Below are 15,681 nucleotides of genomic sequence, written 5' to 3'. Positions count from 1 at the left end.
CAATATTGCTATTATACTTTAAATATACGGAGTTGGCTCGTATCACTGAATGTTTAGCGATTATTATTATAGAATTTATTGTGTCATGAATTATTGATGAATGCTCGTAGTTTTGCTGAGTTTTAGTGATAAAATGGAAGTATGTAACAGGGGGGAAGAAGTTGAATATTAAAATGGATTTATCTGAAATACTTTTGTATTTTGAACTATTTAAAAAAGAGAAGAAGAGAAGACCAGAGTTAAATGAACTTAATATGATGTTATATTACCTTGAAAACTACGACCAAGTTGAAGTGTTTCATAATAAATTACAAGAAGAATTCTACAATTTGCTCCAAAATAGATTTATAAGCGGTAGTTTAATACATTTTATTGAGGACTATGAAGCTTGCATTAAACTAAAAGAAAAGATTTTACAAAAAAAATCAAAACGTTTTAAATATAGCATGATGTTTCAACATCAAATACTATTATCTAAAACCAAGGAACAAGCGATTAATATAATAAAGGAGGCAAAAGATTTTGAAGTAGAGCTTGGAGAAGAATGGGCTGATAATTATGATTCACTGCAGCTTATTAGGGAGAAACAGAAAAAATGGAGAAAAAAAGTTATTATTGAAGAATCCAAAGGTTTTCCAGAATTGTATGAAGACTTTATTAGAATGAAATCAAATTATTTTGAAAGTCTTTCTTTACAGCAAATAAAAGGGACTTTGCTTAACGAACAATCGACAGTAGACAGTAGTCGTAAAATGGCACAAACATCTGCTTTCACTAGAAGCGTATATATTAAGGAATTTGCAAGAAGAGTATCAAATGGTATTTGTCAGCTATGCGAGAAAGAAGCTCCATTTTTAGATAAACAGGGTAATCCATTTTTAGAAGTTCATCACATACATTACCTCTCTAAAGGTGGAACTGATACCATAAATAATGTGGTAGCATTGTGTCCGAATTGTCATAGGAAAATACATCAATTGGAGTTAGAAGAAGATATTGAGAAAATTTCAATAAAAGCTTCGGAAAACATGTTGGATTAGATTTTCATGAAAGGAGGAAAGATTCTAAATGAATTTGTTACCACTATATTCAGCATTTTTCGGTGCATTAGCGGGTCAGGTATTTTCACACTATTTTACTAAAAGACGAGACAAGCAAAAGGAAGCTAGAGAAACATATCAAAAATTTATATATCCGTCTTTAAATGATGTTATCCTCTATTTTGAAACTGAAACTCATTTTAGAAAAGGACATGATGTGGAACGAACCATTGATTCCGAAACATTAACAAGCAAAATTTCAGAGAATATTATCTTTGGAAATTCAAATTTAATAAATGCCATTTTTAATTATAATTCTTCTATTACCTTTTTTGATGGCCGTGGATATTCAAAAGATGTAAACATGCTTTCTATGTATTTTTGGTTTTTAGATTATTCGATAGAAACCTTTAAAAGGATGGGAAAAATAGATAAAAAAATTAAAAAATCAGTTCAATTAACGCAAAAAAAATATGGTGTTTGGGTGTTATTGACTGATTTATTTGGTATAGATGAAGCGATAGAAATTTTAAAATATCATTGGATGTGGAAAGACAGTTATCTCGATAAACTAAGTTTGAGAAAATTGAAGACATTAATGAAAAAGTATAATTCTACTGAAATAAAAGAGTTTATTATTGAAATGAAGTATGTTTTTGAAAAGGATTCAAAATTTGATGATGGAGGACCAGAACATATCATACAAATTTTTGAAACTTATCTGCGCGAAGTAGAAGGAGACAAATTGTGAATTTCAGAGATTTTATTCCAGAATCATATATTCCTGCGATAATTACTGCATCTGTTGCATTATTTGCTGCTGTCGGTGCTCAATTTTTAAACAATTGGTTAACTTATCGAAGAGAAAATAAGAAATATAAGAATGAAGTGTATGAAAAATTTATATCTGAACATTTAATAGATATTTTGGCATATCCTCGTGCTCTTACACGATTAATGTCAGAAAAGGATATTAAGAAAGAAGTAAATATTTCTAAAATTATAGATGACATGTTTAAAAAAATTCATTATGGTGATAAACGTTTACAAGCAGCATTTTTAAATTATAAAACGATAAGGTATTACACAGAAAACAATTGGGCTGAAATTGAAATATCTTCTCAATTTAGAATTTTATATTATTTTTTGTTATATAGTAATGAAATTTTTGAGAAGATTGGATTTAAATTAGACACTGATGTAAAATCTCAATTAAAAAGTACTATAAAAGAATACGCGTTCTTATATATTTATACTGAAAAACTAGGTTACGAAGAGGCAAAAAGTAAATTAATTGGTATAAATAGAATGTATTCAAAGGTTCTTGAAAACTTTCCTTTGAAGGATTTTGAAAAAAAGGAACATGGTCAAATTATTCAAGAATTAGATAAAGCGTGGGATACATTTATGGAAGAGATGAAGGAGGCTCAATAATTGGGTAATTAATGAAATGATGGTACTACCTTTAACAATCCTTGCACATATCGGCTGTAAATTTCTTTTGTTTTTTAGCTCCCAATAATATATGAAAAAAACCGCCTAGACGATTCAGTAGGCGTTTTTTTTATATGTTTATACAGTTTATTGGAACACAAAAAGAAAATTCGAAGTCTCCGTCGCAGTGCGGTTTAGTGAAAAAAATCCTATTACTATGAAACTAGTTATTGGTATAATGGAAAAAAAAGCTAGGCTAAATTGTCTGGTCCGATTTAAGGTGGGGAAGTTTTTGAGTGAAGTTTTATTTATATTTAGCATATTGGTTATTATTATTATCTTTACAATAATAATGTCCGATGTTTATTTTCCAAATAGAGGAGAAGGTAGTAAGCTATCGGATATAGGTATTCGAGGGTTAACCATCCTGGGAATACTCTTGATAATTATTGCAATTATAATGCCGTTTATAGTAAGGAACTATTTCAAGCCAAGAGTAGAAAATTATAAAACTATATCTGATTTGGGCGCAATAGGAGATTTCATAGGAGGAACAACTGTTGCTTTTTTAACCGCAGCAAGTGTTGTCTTACTACTAGCAACGATAATTATGCAACGTAAGGAAATAAAAATCAGTCAAGAAAGTATTGTGCAATTAGTAAAGCAAACTGAAGCTTCGGTTCAACAAGCTGAAGAAGCAAGAAAAGAAACTCAAATAACTAATGAAACGATGAAACAACAGCAGTTTGAAACAACTTTTTTCAATATGTTGTCGTTACATCATCAAATTGTTAACGATATAAAGTTTACAACTGAAACCAACACTTTTACTGGCAGGGCAGCAATTGAGCAGTTTAAAATTATTTTTGAGAATATGTATGTTGAAAAGGAATATATTTCTCGCGATGTGATGACATTGCATAAACAGGAAGATTCTCCAGAAATTATAAAAGAGAAACGTTTCCAAAGTATTTTTAAGAATGAAAATACAGTTAATCAAGAATCACTCGACGAAGTATATAAAAAATTTCATGATGATAATTACGGCAATAGTATCGGTCATTACATGAGAAACAATTATCGAATCGTAAAATTCATTGTGAATAATGTAGCGGATGATGAAAAGGAACAGAAAAGTATGAAAAAAGAGACTGGAAGAGAACCTATAATAGGTGATAAGAGATACTATTTTGGAACTTTGCGAGCTCAATGGTCTAATGCTGAATTTGAACTAATCCTTATCAATTCTCTGTACAAGGAAAACTATAAATTTAAAAATCTAATATTGAAGTACGATGTATTGGATATAAAAGAAACTGAAAAGAATGAACTAGATAAACAAGCGCCGCTAGAGAGTTTTATACTTAAAGACAGTATGAGTAGGTTCAAAGCTTACAAAAAATTAATTGAGACTAATTAGTAAAACTAATTATGAAATAACATATTTTTTGTAAATAATGGGAGGGATATTAATGTTTAATATAATTGTAAATTCTATAAACAAAAAATTAGAAACTGACTTTGAACTGAACTTACATGGTGCTGCTTTGAAAGTATTGGAAGATGATGATAATCCTATTCGTTTTAATAGCTTTGCTTTTAGTTTTCGTGAATTAACAAGACACATTTTTAAGCGCTTAGCTCCTGATGAAAAAGTGCTAAAATGTCAATGGTACAAAAATGAGATTGATAAAGCTAACGGTATCACAAGAGTACAGAGAATGTTATATGCAATTAAGGGTGGTTTATCTGATGAATTTATTCAGGAAGAATTGGAACTTGATATAAATGTAATTACTAAAAATTTAAAAAAGGCAATTGATAGTCTTAATAAGTATACGCATATTGAAGAAGCTACATTTAATACACATTCTCAGCCAGGTAATGATATGGTATATAAATCACTGGATTCGTTAAATGAGTTTCTGGAAACAATTGAGAATGTTCGAAATGAGATAATACTTGCATACGAATTGCGTATATCTGACCTAATTGACGAGGCAGTAAGCTCAGACGTTATTCAAGAAATTGATATTATAGCTACTCATTATTGGGTGGATGGGACCTACGTAGATAACATTTCGGTAGTTTCAATAGATGATTCAATAATATCAGTGCTTGTTTCGGGTTCTATTGATGTGGAACATCAATATGGTTCTGACGGAGATTTTAGTAGAGGGGTTGGAGCAAGGATAGAAAGCTCTTATCCTATAAAGGTAACTATACCTATAGATGTAAAATATCCTCTTGATTTTTCTATTGATGCTAATGATGTTAAAGTAGATAATTCGAAGTTTTTTGAATAAGGTATAACTTAGGAGCAAGCTCGAATTGCTCCTAACCTGTTTGCTCACAGGTGCCGCGATTTTGATTGAGGATTGCACATATTTTATAAACATTTTTCAAATCATTGAGACAAATAACAAGCATCGCTAAGGATGCTTGTTTAATCTACTTTCCTTGCTTTAGCTGTACATACATGATTTCTTCGGTATTAATACTGTATTCTATATTTTCGACATCGCACCTTAAAAAGGCAAACTTATTACTCGTACTCGATAAATATTCCCTATATCCTTTTAAATGGTAATCAACATCTGTTTCTTCATCACCAATATATCGTTTTGCTTTTTTTATTGCTTTGAAGATTTGTCCATTTTTTAATCCGACCTCAATGTGTATCTTGTAATACTCCTCTGACATGATTAAAACCACCTTTCTATTAAATGCACCCAAATCCAGGAGTACTGTGTAAACTTATTCGAATTTATCTAAATTATAATACCGTCCAAGTTTTTTATTTATTAATTTTTTTATTACTTCTGCAATGCAATAAATAGCAGGGAGAAGAAGCAAAAACCATGAACCCAAAATAATATATGATTTATAAGTACAGCTTATTATTAGCATCCATATGCCTAAATAAATTCCAAATGGTCCATGTATAGTAATCTGGAAATTTTCAATATAAGGTAAAACCTGAATGGTTTTAATTATTACTCCCGAAAGTATAAGTATAAAACCCAAAAAAATTAAAAACGGAACCCACATATCTATATACCGCATAACAATATTGTTATAATTTAAAAACACTTCTGGTGTTTTTTTAAAAAACATTCTAAAATCTTCAATATTTTCAAAAAAATTAATAAAACTATTTATCATCAAATAATATAATAAAATTAACCAAAGGTATTGAGGTATTACATACAAATTCAATCTTCTAAGTTGATTAGATACTACACTGCTAATATCCATCTAATCCTCCCATTCTGAATATATCGGTCATAAATATATTTCGACAAAGGGAGACATTTTCCTTTAATAAGTTGAAATACCGATGAAATAATAATACAAATTTATTTTTACTACCGTAGCTCTTAACCAGTGGAGTTTAATGATAAAATAAAATGAAATTGTTGCCGATATAGTAAAAATAAGGGCGGGGAAATTTTGAATCCAGAAGTGTATCTTATAAACAAACTAGAAGAAGTAAATAAAATAATTTTTAGTGAATTAATGGAGCAATACGGTGACCCACCAATTGAAAAAGTTATGCCATTATTGCTATTTCGTAAAATAGTAGAAAAATGTGATGCAATAAAGATTTTACATGATAATAATTCAGGTCAACCAGCTCTTTCTTTCGCAAGAAGTGTCTTAGAAAATCGGTGGTATTTTATGTTTATTATTGATAATGATTCGGAATTTAGGTCACTTTCTTATTATTACTTTGACAGAAAGGATAATGCAAAAAAAGAAATAAAGGAAATGGAGTATTATAATACAATCTTATTAGAAAATATTAGTAATAATGAAAGTTATATTATTAAATACCAAGCTAAAATAAGTTTCGTGGAGAGTTTGAAAGAGAAATGTGTAAGTAGAAATAGTTTTTTTCAAAATCAAAAAATAGCTAAAATGTCTCATGCGAAGTTGGAAGAAATAAATAGAACATATGAAGAAATGATAAAAGGGCATGAAGAAGAAATACTTCAAAATAAGCTGAAAATAGAAAAAATAGAAAAAAGAATAGAGTCATTTAGAATCCAGATAGAAGAAATGAAAAAAACAAAAGAAAGACTAGTAAAAATTCTGCGTAGGTTAAATCAAGATGAGTTATTTTTAGAAGTAAGACAAGAAGAAAAGAATATATCAGGCTACAGGCCAAGCTGGTACTCTTTAAAAACAGGTGTGAGGAATATATTCCAATTATCAAAGAGTTTAGGTTTACAAGATGAATACGTCACATATGCACGATTATCACAGGAAGTACATTCTGCAAATGCTTCCCAACAGCTCGTTATAGATAATGATATTACAACCTTAACAAAATTTAGAGATGAGAAGGGTAGCGAGTCAGCTATGAGTATGGCAAGTATGTTCCTGTCATACTCTATAGAACCTTTTTTGGAGTTTTACGGTAAAGAAGATATATTTAAGGAAATATCAGAGCAAATGGCTCAATTTTTTAAATAAGGGGTTAAATTGAGCTTAATACAACAACCTTTTCAAAATTCCTGAAAAAAAGATGTGTCCAAAGTTTGACACATCTTTTAATATTCTTCATTTTCGGTTTCAACTTCAAAAAGGTTAAAGCTTGAAGGCTCATCTGGGTTGAATGCAGGTTTTTCATTTTCATATTTATATTTATGTTCTTCTACGTATTTAATTTTCTGATATTCCTCTTTTGACATTCCTTCCCATACTTTTGTTGCATTATGGTCTTCATGGCCAGGTTGTGGATGTACAGTTGGCGTAACATCCAAGATAAAACTACCCAAAAAAATGGCTGTGTAAAAGAAAGGCATTGCCATAAGCAACACGATTAAGCCCAACACTGGGACTATATTTATGTATTTTTTCATTGGTGACATACCTCCTGTGTTCGGTAATTTTTATATTCAATTGATGTACAATCAGCATATTTTAGTCACTCCAAAGCCAATCACGGAACCACTTGACAGGAAAAACAGCCAATAAACAAATTAGAATAAGTATGAATGCGATGTCCAACCTTCCTAAATCAATCACTATGCCTATTACTACAGCTACACAGGATATTATAATACCGATGGATAAACGTTCAGTCATTGTCTCACCTCCTTTTTGGTCAACTCCATCGTGGAGCAAGATGCACCTTCATGAGCTATGCAAGAGCCGACTTTCAACGTTACGTAGTTTTCCAGAAGCTACACTGTCCGCCACAATAATTTGCAATGTCCTGGTGGCAGTTATTTTTTTGTTTGGATACTTTAATTGCAAATGAGCTTGAATGGCTCGGAACAGCTCATTATTTTCTGGTCGGTTAGCATTATAGATTTCTTGCAAACTCTTAAGTTTGTCCATGGCTTCTCCTACTTCCATCAATAATCAAACGGGCGGTACAACTTACGAAGCTTTTCAAGCTCTGCCTTTTTCTTGAGCATATCTTGTTTCAAATACAATTGAACGCCAGCTTTTTTGATTGGAATAATTTTTTTGCTCCTAATCAAAGAGCTCAATCTACTCCGTGTAATGCCGAGCAGCTCGATACATTCCGTAGAAGTCAAAACTTCATCCATCACGAATTTCTCAGGGTCGAATTTCTCCATAATGTAGTAATCAGTCACGCTTTTTCCTCCTTTTTCGCCCTACAAGATACAAAGAAATCCACGAATAAATTGCAATGAAGAGAATGTAATAAACATTGGTGTTTACATCAAATACGAATAGCCATATCAAAAATAGAAATGATGGAATCGTTAGCAAGATTTGTAATGTTCGTAAACTCATCATTTTACCTCCCGTTTCGTCAGCTCCAGTAAATCTTTAATCAATTCATCCGTATGCTCGAAAACAAATATTTGGTATTTTTTGTTGTTTCGATTGGTCATTGTGTGCTGAATGTCATGTCCAGCCCGCACCAGAGCCATAGCCAAAGACTTTTTGTAAATGTTTTTGAGCCCCATGATTTCCACCTCCATTTATGAAACCGCTCAGGAGGTAAGCACTTTACCTCCTTAACTTCATTCCTTTTCTTTCTTTGCTTTCTTTTCCATTTTGTGCAAGATGGTTGAAGTAATCAGCGTATAAACTGCCAATATCAAAAAGTAATAGCTCGGAAAATCCTCAATGTTTTGAAGGGATGAAAATACCCAAATCGCATACAGCACAATTGGAATGAACAATAATAATCGGAGTTTCCATAGATATCGACCCCACATGGCAATTCCTCCTTTATTTTTGAGGTCGTTTGAAACGACCTTGCCAAGGTCATTACAAATGACCTTAGAATCCATAATCGTCTCAAACGATTTTAAAATCATTGGCAGTGATTTTGGGATTTTTTCCACTCCTCAAATACTATGTCACTCGCAATAATTTCAGCATCCGTAAATTCCAATCCACATAAAGCAACTTCAATTTCATCGGCAGCTCTGGCATCGAAAAATCGAACTTTTGCAACAAGAGCATAAGCTCTTTGTCTATCAATTTCCACAGCTACCGATTTGATATCACCAAGCAAATCAAGGTCGTTTATATAATGGTCTAATGTGCGTTTGGCAAGAAAGTCAGTTCCTTCATTATTATTGTTGCGGAAAAACAATCCTGTTAGAGTTTCGATGGCTGTTGATAAGATTTCTGGTTTCATGGATTTTGTCCTCCTAATATACTAAAAATTCCGTCAATTCTGTTACTACAATAGTATGAAGTACAGGGAAAATGCTGTCAATCTATATTCCGTGATAGGACAAAACTATCAAGATTGATGTGGGTAGGATGGTGGATATTGGTTTTGGATTTCTATTTTCAACTTTCTAAATGAAAACGCCCCATTTAAACGTACCGCCACGATGTTTTAATAATATTCGAAAGGGTTTATGTATAGAATGTGTTAAAACGCAGTATAACGTGATTATGTGCGTTTAATGAGATATCCACGATTTTATGGAGATAAACGCCATTTTGCGTTGAACTAAAAGGAGGAATTACATGAAAATATCAGGAGTGACAGTGGATTTGCAACTATTGGCAGAAGTGCTCCGAGAAAATAATTGTCAGAGTTTAATTAATGCGATTGCTGAAAAGGATTACCAAATGGCACAAGTATTGGATGTGCTGATTCATGAAGATTAAATGGGGAACATATCTCTGGAAGCTCCGACTGTTATTGTTCATGCCATATTTGATATTCGGTATATGGGCATGGTCAACGATTGGAAATGATGCTTTCCCAATGTACTATTGGATATCATTGACGGGCTACATGCTGATTTGTACAGTCATTTTGCACATTATGGATAAGAAAGCAAAGAAGGAAAAAGAATGACCTACTCAATGAGTGGGTTTTTTTTATTGAGGGGTGTCACAGGACAAAGGGGTAGGAATCTCTCGAAAATCCGTTTTCCTGTAATTTAGATTTTGAAATCTCACTGCTGGGAATCTGGATTTGCAGTATCTGACCACCTCTTAGTCCTGACTTCTCCTACTCAAAAAAAAACCGAAAAAACCGTGAAGCAGTCTGGATGCGAAGCACCTAAGCGCAGGGAGTAACGCAGTTACGAACCTCAATTATGGAATCACTGGCGTGCTTCCTTGCTTACGTTCACTGCGTTCACTACAGCGCAATGCCTTCCCCTTCGGGTCGGTTTTCTTCTGGCACACTTCTTATATATCCTCTTTAAAGGGAACCTCGAACTAACGTTGGTATCAATGGGTTTCTGAACGTTGCTGGCACACTTTTCGTGCTGAATAAAATATTTTATGGATGCCTCCTACGGATTGGATTCCTTTTCAATACAATGACGGTATGAAAATATACTGGAGGAATCACAATGAGGGAAGTAAAAGGATTTAACATGACCCAAACAATAAATGTAGTGGATGCCATGTGTGGAGCAGGAAAGACTTCATGGGCAATTCAACATATAAATGAAAATATCGGACAAAACAAGAAATTGGCATTCGGTGACTCGGGTGAACCATTGAAATACATATATGTGACACCATTTTTGAAGGAAGTGGAACGTATACAGCAAGCAACTGACATTGATTTTTTCGAACCAGAGGCAAAAGGAACCAAAATCAAAAGTTTTGAAGCATTAATAACACTTGGAAAATCGGTGGCAACTACTCATGAATTATTCAAGAAACTGGATTTGAACATTTTGGATGCCATCGAGGAAAAAGGATATACGCTGATTATGGATGAGGTGGCGAGTGTCCTTGAACAATACGATATTTCCAAAAGTGATATTAAATTATTGATTGATAACGGAACGATTGAAATTGGAGAAAATGACAAAGTTGTATGGTTAGATGATGATTATAAAGGCAAATTCTCCGACATGAAGATTCTTGCCGAAAGCGACAATCTAATCCTTCAAAACGGAATCGCTGTTTTTTGGACAATGAATACCAGAGCATTTGAAGCATTCGATGAGGTTTATGTATTGACTTATATGTTCGATGGTCAAGAGCAGTGTAATTATTACATGGCGAACGATATTAAATTTAAAAAATACAGCGTGAAGGACTCTGACAATCATTATGAATTGATTGATTACGACCCGACCCTCGAACCACGTAAAGAAGTGTATGAAAAATTAAATATATATTTGGATGATGATACAAACAAGAAAAAGAGTCCATTGAACTCCAATTATGATTGTCGTGAAAAACTCAATGAACAGCAGCGCAAATCCAAACTTTCATCATCATGGTTTCGGAAAACTGCTACTCCCAAAGATTTGAAACAATTGAACAATAATTTGCGGAATTATTTCAGGTCAGTTGAACCCACCGAGAATGAATACATTTTTTGGACAACAATATCAGATTTTGCCCCGACTCTGAAAAATGCAAAATGTAAATGGAACAAGAACGGTGACCGTGCTAGTGATAATTTTGTCGCACTTAATGCCAGGGCGACCAACGCATATGGACATTGTACAAGCATGGCATATGTATATAATCGTTTCGTTAATCCAATTGAAAAGAATTTCTTTAGTGAATATGGGATTAAAGTAGACGAAGATAAATTGGCGGTATCGGATTTAATTCAATTCCTGTTCCGTGGGTGCATCCGTAACGGTGAAGAAATGAATTGTTATATACCTGCAGAGCGCATGAGAACCTTGTTGAAACGGTGGGCGAACTTTGAAATATGAAAACTGGACGGGCTGATGCTCGTCCTCTTTTTTGGGAAAAAGTAGGTTCTAAAGAGTCACTAACAAACGGGTCAATTGTCAATATATATATCAGGGGTACTCAGTTAATAGATTGACAATATACGAATAGTACATGAAGGAGAGATTAATAATGGATAAATTGGTCACTAATTTACCGCCATATATCAAGCAATGGTACATTTCTGAAGCGAAGAAATACGGTCAAAAAACACAGCCCTATGCTTCACTGATATTGATTCAATATGCTATGGAAAACGGTGCAAAAAAGAAAGCAAGTGTGCTTGATGTGTTCGAAGAAAGTGAATATTAATATTCAAAAAATAGGAGGAATTACATTATGCCCAGATTGAAAACAATAACAAAATTTTGCAAATGCGGTAATGTGATAAAAGAAAATGAATGGTGCCATTGTAAAAAATATGGGACAATGCCGAAAGGAATTCCAGACCCTTCCAATACCCCGGAGTTCCAAAAACTAGCAAAGGAAATACAAGAGCGAGATGGCGGTCGTTGTCAACGGTGCTTGTTTAAGATTGGATTGTATGTATTTGTCAATTTAAGATGTCATCATATCAAGTCCTATCAACATTTTCCAGAGTTAGCATATGAACCGTCCAATTTGATAACGGTTTGTACAAGATGTGTCAGGGAACTTGGTGCCAGTAACACATTGGACTTTGAACGGGTAGTCAAAAGAGCAGACCATCCACTTTGTTTATGAAAAGGTTACGGAAAACATTAATAAGATTGGTTGCATTCAGTATATATGATTTCCAAGGTTTCGAAATCATAGAACATAAAGGAGAAGGTTCGAATGCCAAGAAAAAGAATATGCAAGTGCGGTAATATTTTAGACGAATACACAAAATGCCCTTGTACAAAAACACAACGCAAACATAAAGCAGAAATTGAACGTAACAAGGAATTAACGACAACTAAGTGGAAAAAGTTTAGGCAAATGATACTTGACCGTGACGGTGCTCATTGCCAACGATGTGTAGCAAAGTACAGTGAAATTACCACTGCTAATTTACAGGTGCATCATATCAAACCACGTATTGATTACCCTGAGTTGATGTATGAAGCATCTAACTGCGTGACTCTGTGCCGACAATGCAATACGGAATATGGGACTGTAGACCAATTGGACTTTGATTTCACACCCAAGGAATTAGAAAATCACTATACTTTGTAGCAAATCCATTTAAATGTAAATGGGTTTTTTTTTGATAGGACCGTTAAAGGACAAAGGAGTGGGAGAATTTGGTGGCCCACATTTCCCTAACTTTACTTTTGACGATTATGGGGAGTTCGGCATTCAAAAACCGCCAAAAGTAAATAGGGGGAAATGGGTTTTTTAGTATCTCTGCACCTCTTAGTCCTGGTAATCCCCTTGTAAAAAAAAACCGGTCTTTAGGAACCGCATTACCAATGGGTTTCTATCACATTCCTATCCTGTTTGATTCGTACTTTCAGTTTGGGATTCAGTAAATCGAGCAATTCCTACGATAATTCATCGTAAATGCACATTAGGAACCTATCAAAAAGGTATCAAAAGTGCATGAAAACCTATCAAAAGTATCAATAATACCGTCATTTTAATGAAGCAGCAGTGCATCAAATGACAGGTAAATATATATTAAAGGAGATTGTTATCATGACTAAAGTAATTTTTCTAACAGCAGTTTGCATTGCGGAAGGTACGTATAACGGTACTTTTATGAAAGGCTCAAGTTATTCTCCCACTTATGTTTATGATTTGCCGGACGCTGTAGCAACAGATTTTACCGTCAATAAGAAGTGGGCAATTCCATATACAGGTTCGGAAATCAATCCGTTAAGACCTGCAGTAGTTAGATTCCCACAATAAACAGAATGCCACTCGGTTTAATCGTCGAGTGGTTATTTAAGATTCATTAAATATGGCCCCGTGAATGGCCTTTCTCAGAAAGAGGTGAATACACGATTCCTTAAAATTGCTCTGCGGAAACAGAGCGCCACCAGTTGGTTTATAAGTTGCATCTTGCGGAAACAGGATGCAATTTTTATTTAAAATATTCCCATCGACAAAATTCGACATTCGTGTTATAATGGAAGGTAATTACATAATATAGCCCTCAATTTCTAAGAAACACACCAAAATTGACGGGGGAATGAACGATGAAAACAGCAACACATATCAACACTTGGCAAGAAGATTGGCAGAATTTTTACGAGGAAGAACTCAAAAAAACATTGAGTGATTCACACATCAATTTGTTAAATTATACCAATGAAAACACTGGTGTTATTTTTTCCAAATTAGATGAACTGATAAAGATATTCCCTGCCATCACAGAAGCAAACGATGCAATGAATAAACTTTTGGATGTAGATGATGTTGAATATCAGTCATTGAGTTTCAATATGGAAATAAATGAGCATATTCAACTTGTTCTAGAACCAATAGATAATCCTGCGGACATTATGTCTTTTGAATGTGTAGTTGAATGTGAAGGCAAAACTTTATCTTTCTATTTTACGGAAGGTGACGATGACTTCACAATTCATGTGGAATAATCATCACAACGCACCAGTGCACCGAGCATTGGTGTTTTTTTGTGTTTATGATACAGATAATAACGGTTCTACTAAAATTGTAATTTTACTAGGGAATCCATATTGGATTCCCTAACTTTTTTTATGGCATCTTTTATTTAATTTTCAGGGAGCGTCTTGGTTAATGCAAAGATTGAAGTGTTTAAATCTCGATAACTAAAATTTTAATGTTTCACAAAAATGCAACAAATGAATCGTTTTTTTATAATATTGTAAACATTTTGTTTACTTTAGCTCGAAAGTATGAAATAAGACCATCGATTTAATTTGGATATTAATAATCAAAATAAAGTTATCCACAAAATTTGCGGTTTTACCTTACATTTTAATTCTTCTCAATACAATCTCGTTAAATGTTTTGAGGAGAATCGAAATGAAAGAAATTAAAGTGATTATTAGAAATGCACCATCACCAGAAGCGATTAAAAATTTAGCGGAATATTTATCGAAAGTAGCTCAGAAATAAGGGCTACTTTTTTTATAACTGCTAATTAATATTAATTAAAATAATTGTAAGCTCAACAGTTTTAGTTGAATCGAGCGGATGCTTTATCAGATAGTAATATGTATAATCTTCAAATTTTGTTCGTATATGCATTGGGCTTAACCTTTTAGTTTTTAAGTGAGGTACAACATGTTTCTTAATACCCTTTGTTGCAGTTTCTATTTTTACTTTATTGTTAAATATTAATAATGCTATTTTTCTGTCATGTTCTGCTATATAGTTATCCAACAATTGGTCTAATCCTTCAATAATTGATTTTTGGGGACCTTTCCAGAGTTTGCATTCTGCAATAAATACATTAATTTTTTCTTTATTCTTTAGAATAATATCGGCACGCCCACCTTTATTGAAAGTCTCACCAGTACCAATCAAATTAGGATAAATTGAATTCATATTATTCAATATTAAATTCCTTATGTCCACTTCCTCAAGTTTTTTATATGAGTCTCTAGTTCCGCTCATAAAAATTCCATATTTATAAATATCACGTATTATTTTTTCATAATCTACTTCTGATAGCTTGTCTTCGAAATTTAAATCCCTGTTTATTGGTAATCCAGTGTCAATACATTCTTGAACATAATTTATATTTTTATTTAAATAAGAAATATCTATTTCAATTTGTTCTTTTAATTTTCTTATCTTATTAAGACTTGTTAATGGTTCTATACCATCTACACTATCAGTTACACTTACATTAATAAATTCATCAAAATATCCAGAATTTCCAAAACCGTTATCTAAAAGCAATTTTCTTAATTTCATTGAACAGGTTTTATATTCTGCGAGCGTCTTCCTTCCATCTTCTATTTTGTTATCTTTTAAAGCAATTTGTGCTTTTTGTAATATATTTTTTAATTCGTCTTCTATTTGTATAATTTTATCCAACGTTAGTGCCATAGTTTTCCTCCTTTTTGTTTACTAAATGATT

25 protein-coding genes are annotated in these 15,681 nt (G+C 32.8%); 14 read left to right on the top strand and 11 right to left on the bottom strand.

The window, feature by feature from the left end; translation table 11 throughout:
- Positions 1-161 precede the first annotated feature (161 nt).
- The 5 genes from UP17_RS28925 to UP17_RS16380 all read left to right on the top strand — a co-directional run bounded on the left by UP17_RS28925 (position 162) and on the right by UP17_RS16380 (position 4,780).
- Entirely contained in the window at positions 162-1,040 is an 879-nt protein-coding gene (locus UP17_RS28925; RefSeq protein WP_061464048.1) for an HNH endonuclease, read from the top strand.
- 28 nt (positions 1,041-1,068) lie between these two features.
- Positions 1,069-1,791, top strand: coding sequence for a hypothetical protein (locus UP17_RS16395; RefSeq protein ID WP_061464047.1), 723 nt, complete (start codon positions 1,069-1,071; stop codon positions 1,789-1,791).
- Positions 1,788-2,474: a hypothetical protein gene (locus UP17_RS16390; RefSeq protein ID WP_061464046.1), complete on the top strand. Its 687-nt coding sequence runs from the start codon at positions 1,788-1,790 to the stop codon at positions 2,472-2,474. The genes UP17_RS16395 and UP17_RS16390 overlap by 4 nt, the downstream gene beginning before the upstream one ends.
- A 292-nt stretch (positions 2,475-2,766) precedes the next feature.
- Positions 2,767-3,894, top strand: coding sequence for a putative phage abortive infection protein (locus UP17_RS16385; RefSeq protein WP_250211685.1), 1,128 nt, complete (start codon positions 2,767-2,769; stop codon positions 3,892-3,894).
- A 52-nt stretch (positions 3,895-3,946) separates the two neighbouring features.
- Positions 3,947-4,780, top strand: a complete 834-nt coding sequence (locus UP17_RS16380; protein WP_061464045.1) for a pPIWI-associating nuclease domain-containing protein — start codon at positions 3,947-3,949, stop codon at positions 4,778-4,780.
- A gap of 145 nt (positions 4,781-4,925) precedes the next feature.
- Here UP17_RS16380 and UP17_RS16375 read toward each other — a convergent pair whose 3' ends face one another.
- Both UP17_RS16375 and UP17_RS16370 read right to left on the bottom strand, forming a co-directional pair.
- Positions 4,926-5,177, bottom strand: coding sequence for a hypothetical protein (locus tag UP17_RS16375; RefSeq protein WP_061464044.1), 252 nt, complete (start codon positions 5,175-5,177; stop codon positions 4,926-4,928).
- Positions 5,178-5,231: 54 nt separating this feature from the next.
- Positions 5,232-5,732, bottom strand: a complete 501-nt coding sequence (locus UP17_RS16370; protein ID WP_061464043.1) for a hypothetical protein — start codon at positions 5,730-5,732, stop codon at positions 5,232-5,234.
- A 195-nt stretch (positions 5,733-5,927) separates the two neighbouring features.
- On the opposite strand from UP17_RS16370, the gene UP17_RS16365 reads away from it, so the two are divergent.
- Complete coding sequence (locus tag UP17_RS16365) at positions 5,928-6,953, top strand: DUF5677 domain-containing protein (protein ID WP_061464042.1); 1,026 nt, start codon at positions 5,928-5,930, stop codon at positions 6,951-6,953.
- Positions 6,954-7,030: 77 nt separating this feature from the next.
- Here the strand turns inward: UP17_RS16365 and UP17_RS16360 are convergent, their stop codons facing one another.
- From UP17_RS16360 to UP17_RS16335, 8 genes are all read right to left on the bottom strand, one after another.
- A complete protein-coding gene (locus UP17_RS16360; RefSeq protein WP_061464041.1) occupies positions 7,031-7,342 on the bottom strand; it encodes a hypothetical protein in 312 nt (103 codons plus the stop codon).
- Positions 7,343-7,403: 61 nt separating this feature from the next.
- Complete coding sequence (locus tag UP17_RS27745) at positions 7,404-7,568, bottom strand: hypothetical protein (RefSeq protein WP_155727345.1); 165 nt, start codon at positions 7,566-7,568, stop codon at positions 7,404-7,406.
- A gap of 48 nt (positions 7,569-7,616) precedes the next feature.
- A complete protein-coding gene (locus UP17_RS16355; protein WP_061464040.1) occupies positions 7,617-7,823 on the bottom strand; it encodes a hypothetical protein in 207 nt (68 codons plus the stop codon).
- A gap of 17 nt (positions 7,824-7,840) precedes the next feature.
- Complete coding sequence (locus tag UP17_RS16350; RefSeq protein WP_250211684.1) at positions 7,841-8,086, bottom strand: helix-turn-helix domain-containing protein; 246 nt, start codon at positions 8,084-8,086, stop codon at positions 7,841-7,843.
- Positions 8,079-8,249: a hypothetical protein gene (locus UP17_RS28485; RefSeq protein WP_208857024.1), complete on the bottom strand. Its 171-nt coding sequence runs from the start codon at positions 8,247-8,249 to the stop codon at positions 8,079-8,081. Before UP17_RS28485 ends, UP17_RS16350 begins: the two co-directional genes overlap by 8 nt.
- The gene (locus tag UP17_RS28335; RefSeq protein WP_167555990.1) at positions 8,249-8,425 is read right to left on the bottom strand and encodes a hypothetical protein; all 177 of its coding nucleotides are present in this window, start codon (positions 8,423-8,425) and stop codon (positions 8,249-8,251) included. Before UP17_RS28335 ends, UP17_RS28485 begins: the two co-directional genes overlap by 1 nt.
- Before the next feature lie 57 nt (positions 8,426-8,482).
- Positions 8,483-8,680: a hypothetical protein gene (locus UP17_RS16340; protein WP_155727344.1), complete on the bottom strand. Its 198-nt coding sequence runs from the start codon at positions 8,678-8,680 to the stop codon at positions 8,483-8,485.
- 98 nt (positions 8,681-8,778) lie between these two features.
- Entirely contained in the window at positions 8,779-9,108 is a 330-nt protein-coding gene (locus UP17_RS16335; protein WP_061464037.1) for a hypothetical protein, read from the bottom strand.
- 341 nt (positions 9,109-9,449) lie between these two features.
- Between UP17_RS16335 and UP17_RS27740 the strand changes: the two genes are divergently transcribed.
- The 8 genes from UP17_RS27740 to UP17_RS16300 all read left to right on the top strand — a co-directional run bounded on the left by UP17_RS27740 (position 9,450) and on the right by UP17_RS16300 (position 14,206).
- Positions 9,450-9,593, top strand: coding sequence for a hypothetical protein (locus UP17_RS27740; RefSeq protein WP_155727343.1), 144 nt, complete (start codon positions 9,450-9,452; stop codon positions 9,591-9,593).
- The gene (locus tag UP17_RS16330; RefSeq protein WP_061464036.1) at positions 9,583-9,786 is read left to right on the top strand and encodes a hypothetical protein; all 204 of its coding nucleotides are present in this window, start codon (positions 9,583-9,585) and stop codon (positions 9,784-9,786) included. The genes UP17_RS27740 and UP17_RS16330 overlap by 11 nt, the downstream gene beginning before the upstream one ends.
- 505 nt (positions 9,787-10,291) lie before the next feature.
- The gene (locus tag UP17_RS16325; protein ID WP_061464035.1) at positions 10,292-11,626 is read left to right on the top strand and encodes a hypothetical protein; all 1,335 of its coding nucleotides are present in this window, start codon (positions 10,292-10,294) and stop codon (positions 11,624-11,626) included.
- Between the two features lie 151 nt (positions 11,627-11,777).
- Positions 11,778-11,957, top strand: coding sequence for a hypothetical protein (locus UP17_RS16320; protein WP_061464034.1), 180 nt, complete (start codon positions 11,778-11,780; stop codon positions 11,955-11,957).
- A 27-nt stretch (positions 11,958-11,984) separates the two neighbouring features.
- A complete protein-coding gene (locus UP17_RS16315) occupies positions 11,985-12,368 on the top strand; it encodes an HNH endonuclease (protein WP_061464033.1) in 384 nt (127 codons plus the stop codon).
- Between the two features lie 93 nt (positions 12,369-12,461).
- Positions 12,462-12,842, top strand: coding sequence for an HNH endonuclease (locus UP17_RS16310; RefSeq protein ID WP_061464032.1), 381 nt, complete (start codon positions 12,462-12,464; stop codon positions 12,840-12,842).
- A 462-nt stretch (positions 12,843-13,304) separates the two neighbouring features.
- Positions 13,305-13,517, top strand: coding sequence for a hypothetical protein (locus tag UP17_RS16305; RefSeq protein WP_061464031.1), 213 nt, complete (start codon positions 13,305-13,307; stop codon positions 13,515-13,517).
- Between the two features lie 290 nt (positions 13,518-13,807).
- Positions 13,808-14,206 (top strand): hypothetical protein, encoded by a 399-nt coding sequence (locus tag UP17_RS16300; RefSeq protein WP_061464030.1) that lies wholly within the window; start codon positions 13,808-13,810, stop codon positions 14,204-14,206.
- 526 nt (positions 14,207-14,732) lie between these two features.
- On the opposite strand, the gene UP17_RS16295 is transcribed toward UP17_RS16300, so the two are convergent.
- Positions 14,733-15,650, bottom strand: coding sequence for a hypothetical protein (locus UP17_RS16295; RefSeq protein ID WP_061464029.1), 918 nt, complete (start codon positions 15,648-15,650; stop codon positions 14,733-14,735).
- Positions 15,651-15,681: the final 31 nt, after the last annotated feature.

Origin of the sequence: Peribacillus simplex (genome assembly GCF_001578185.1) — a bacterium.
GTDB classification, from domain to species: domain Bacteria; phylum Bacillota; class Bacilli; order Bacillales; family DSM-1321; genus Peribacillus; species Peribacillus simplex_A.
The sequence above is the reverse complement of the archived record's forward strand: the minus strand, read 5'-3'. Positions and strand labels throughout refer to the sequence as shown.

What these genes read in the sequence shown, in the direction of transcription:
- UP17_RS16395 (WP_061464047.1), top strand. Translation starts at nt 1,069, where the DNA reads ATGAATTTGTTACCACTATATTCAGCATTTTTCGGTGCATTAGCGGGT.
- UP17_RS16380 (WP_061464045.1), top strand. Translation starts at nt 3,947, where the DNA reads ATGTTTAATATAATTGTAAATTCTATAAACAAAAAATTAGAAACTGAC.
- UP17_RS16375 (WP_061464044.1), bottom strand. Translation starts at nt 5,177, where the DNA reads ATGTCAGAGGAGTATTACAAGATACACATTGAGGTCGGATTAAAAAAT.
- UP17_RS16370 (WP_061464043.1), bottom strand. Translation starts at nt 5,732, where the DNA reads ATGGATATTAGCAGTGTAGTATCTAATCAACTTAGAAGATTGAATTTG.
- UP17_RS16360 (WP_061464041.1), bottom strand. Translation starts at nt 7,342, where the DNA reads ATGAAAAAATACATAAATATAGTCCCAGTGTTGGGCTTAATCGTGTTG.
- UP17_RS27745 (WP_155727345.1), bottom strand. Translation starts at nt 7,568, where the DNA reads ATGACTGAACGTTTATCCATCGGTATTATAATATCCTGTGTAGCTGTA.
- UP17_RS16355 (WP_061464040.1), bottom strand. Translation starts at nt 7,823, where the DNA reads ATGGACAAACTTAAGAGTTTGCAAGAAATCTATAATGCTAACCGACCA.
- UP17_RS28485 (WP_208857024.1), bottom strand. Translation starts at nt 8,249, where the DNA reads ATGAGTTTACGAACATTACAAATCTTGCTAACGATTCCATCATTTCTA.
- UP17_RS28335 (WP_167555990.1), bottom strand. Translation starts at nt 8,425, where the DNA reads ATGGGGCTCAAAAACATTTACAAAAAGTCTTTGGCTATGGCTCTGGTG.
- UP17_RS16340 (WP_155727344.1), bottom strand. Translation starts at nt 8,680, where the DNA reads ATGTGGGGTCGATATCTATGGAAACTCCGATTATTATTGTTCATTCCA.
- UP17_RS16335 (WP_061464037.1), bottom strand. Translation starts at nt 9,108, where the DNA reads ATGAAACCAGAAATCTTATCAACAGCCATCGAAACTCTAACAGGATTG.
- UP17_RS27740 (WP_155727343.1), top strand. Translation starts at nt 9,450, where the DNA reads ATGAAAATATCAGGAGTGACAGTGGATTTGCAACTATTGGCAGAAGTG.
- UP17_RS16330 (WP_061464036.1), top strand. Translation starts at nt 9,583, where the DNA reads ATGAAGATTAAATGGGGAACATATCTCTGGAAGCTCCGACTGTTATTG.
- UP17_RS16325 (WP_061464035.1), top strand. Translation starts at nt 10,292, where the DNA reads ATGAGGGAAGTAAAAGGATTTAACATGACCCAAACAATAAATGTAGTG.
- UP17_RS16320 (WP_061464034.1), top strand. Translation starts at nt 11,778, where the DNA reads ATGGATAAATTGGTCACTAATTTACCGCCATATATCAAGCAATGGTAC.
- UP17_RS16315 (WP_061464033.1), top strand. Translation starts at nt 11,985, where the DNA reads ATGCCCAGATTGAAAACAATAACAAAATTTTGCAAATGCGGTAATGTG.
- UP17_RS16310 (WP_061464032.1), top strand. Translation starts at nt 12,462, where the DNA reads ATGCCAAGAAAAAGAATATGCAAGTGCGGTAATATTTTAGACGAATAC.
- UP17_RS16305 (WP_061464031.1), top strand. Translation starts at nt 13,305, where the DNA reads ATGACTAAAGTAATTTTTCTAACAGCAGTTTGCATTGCGGAAGGTACG.
- UP17_RS16300 (WP_061464030.1), top strand. Translation starts at nt 13,808, where the DNA reads ATGAAAACAGCAACACATATCAACACTTGGCAAGAAGATTGGCAGAAT.
- UP17_RS16295 (WP_061464029.1), bottom strand. Translation starts at nt 15,650, where the DNA reads ATGGCACTAACGTTGGATAAAATTATACAAATAGAAGACGAATTAAAA.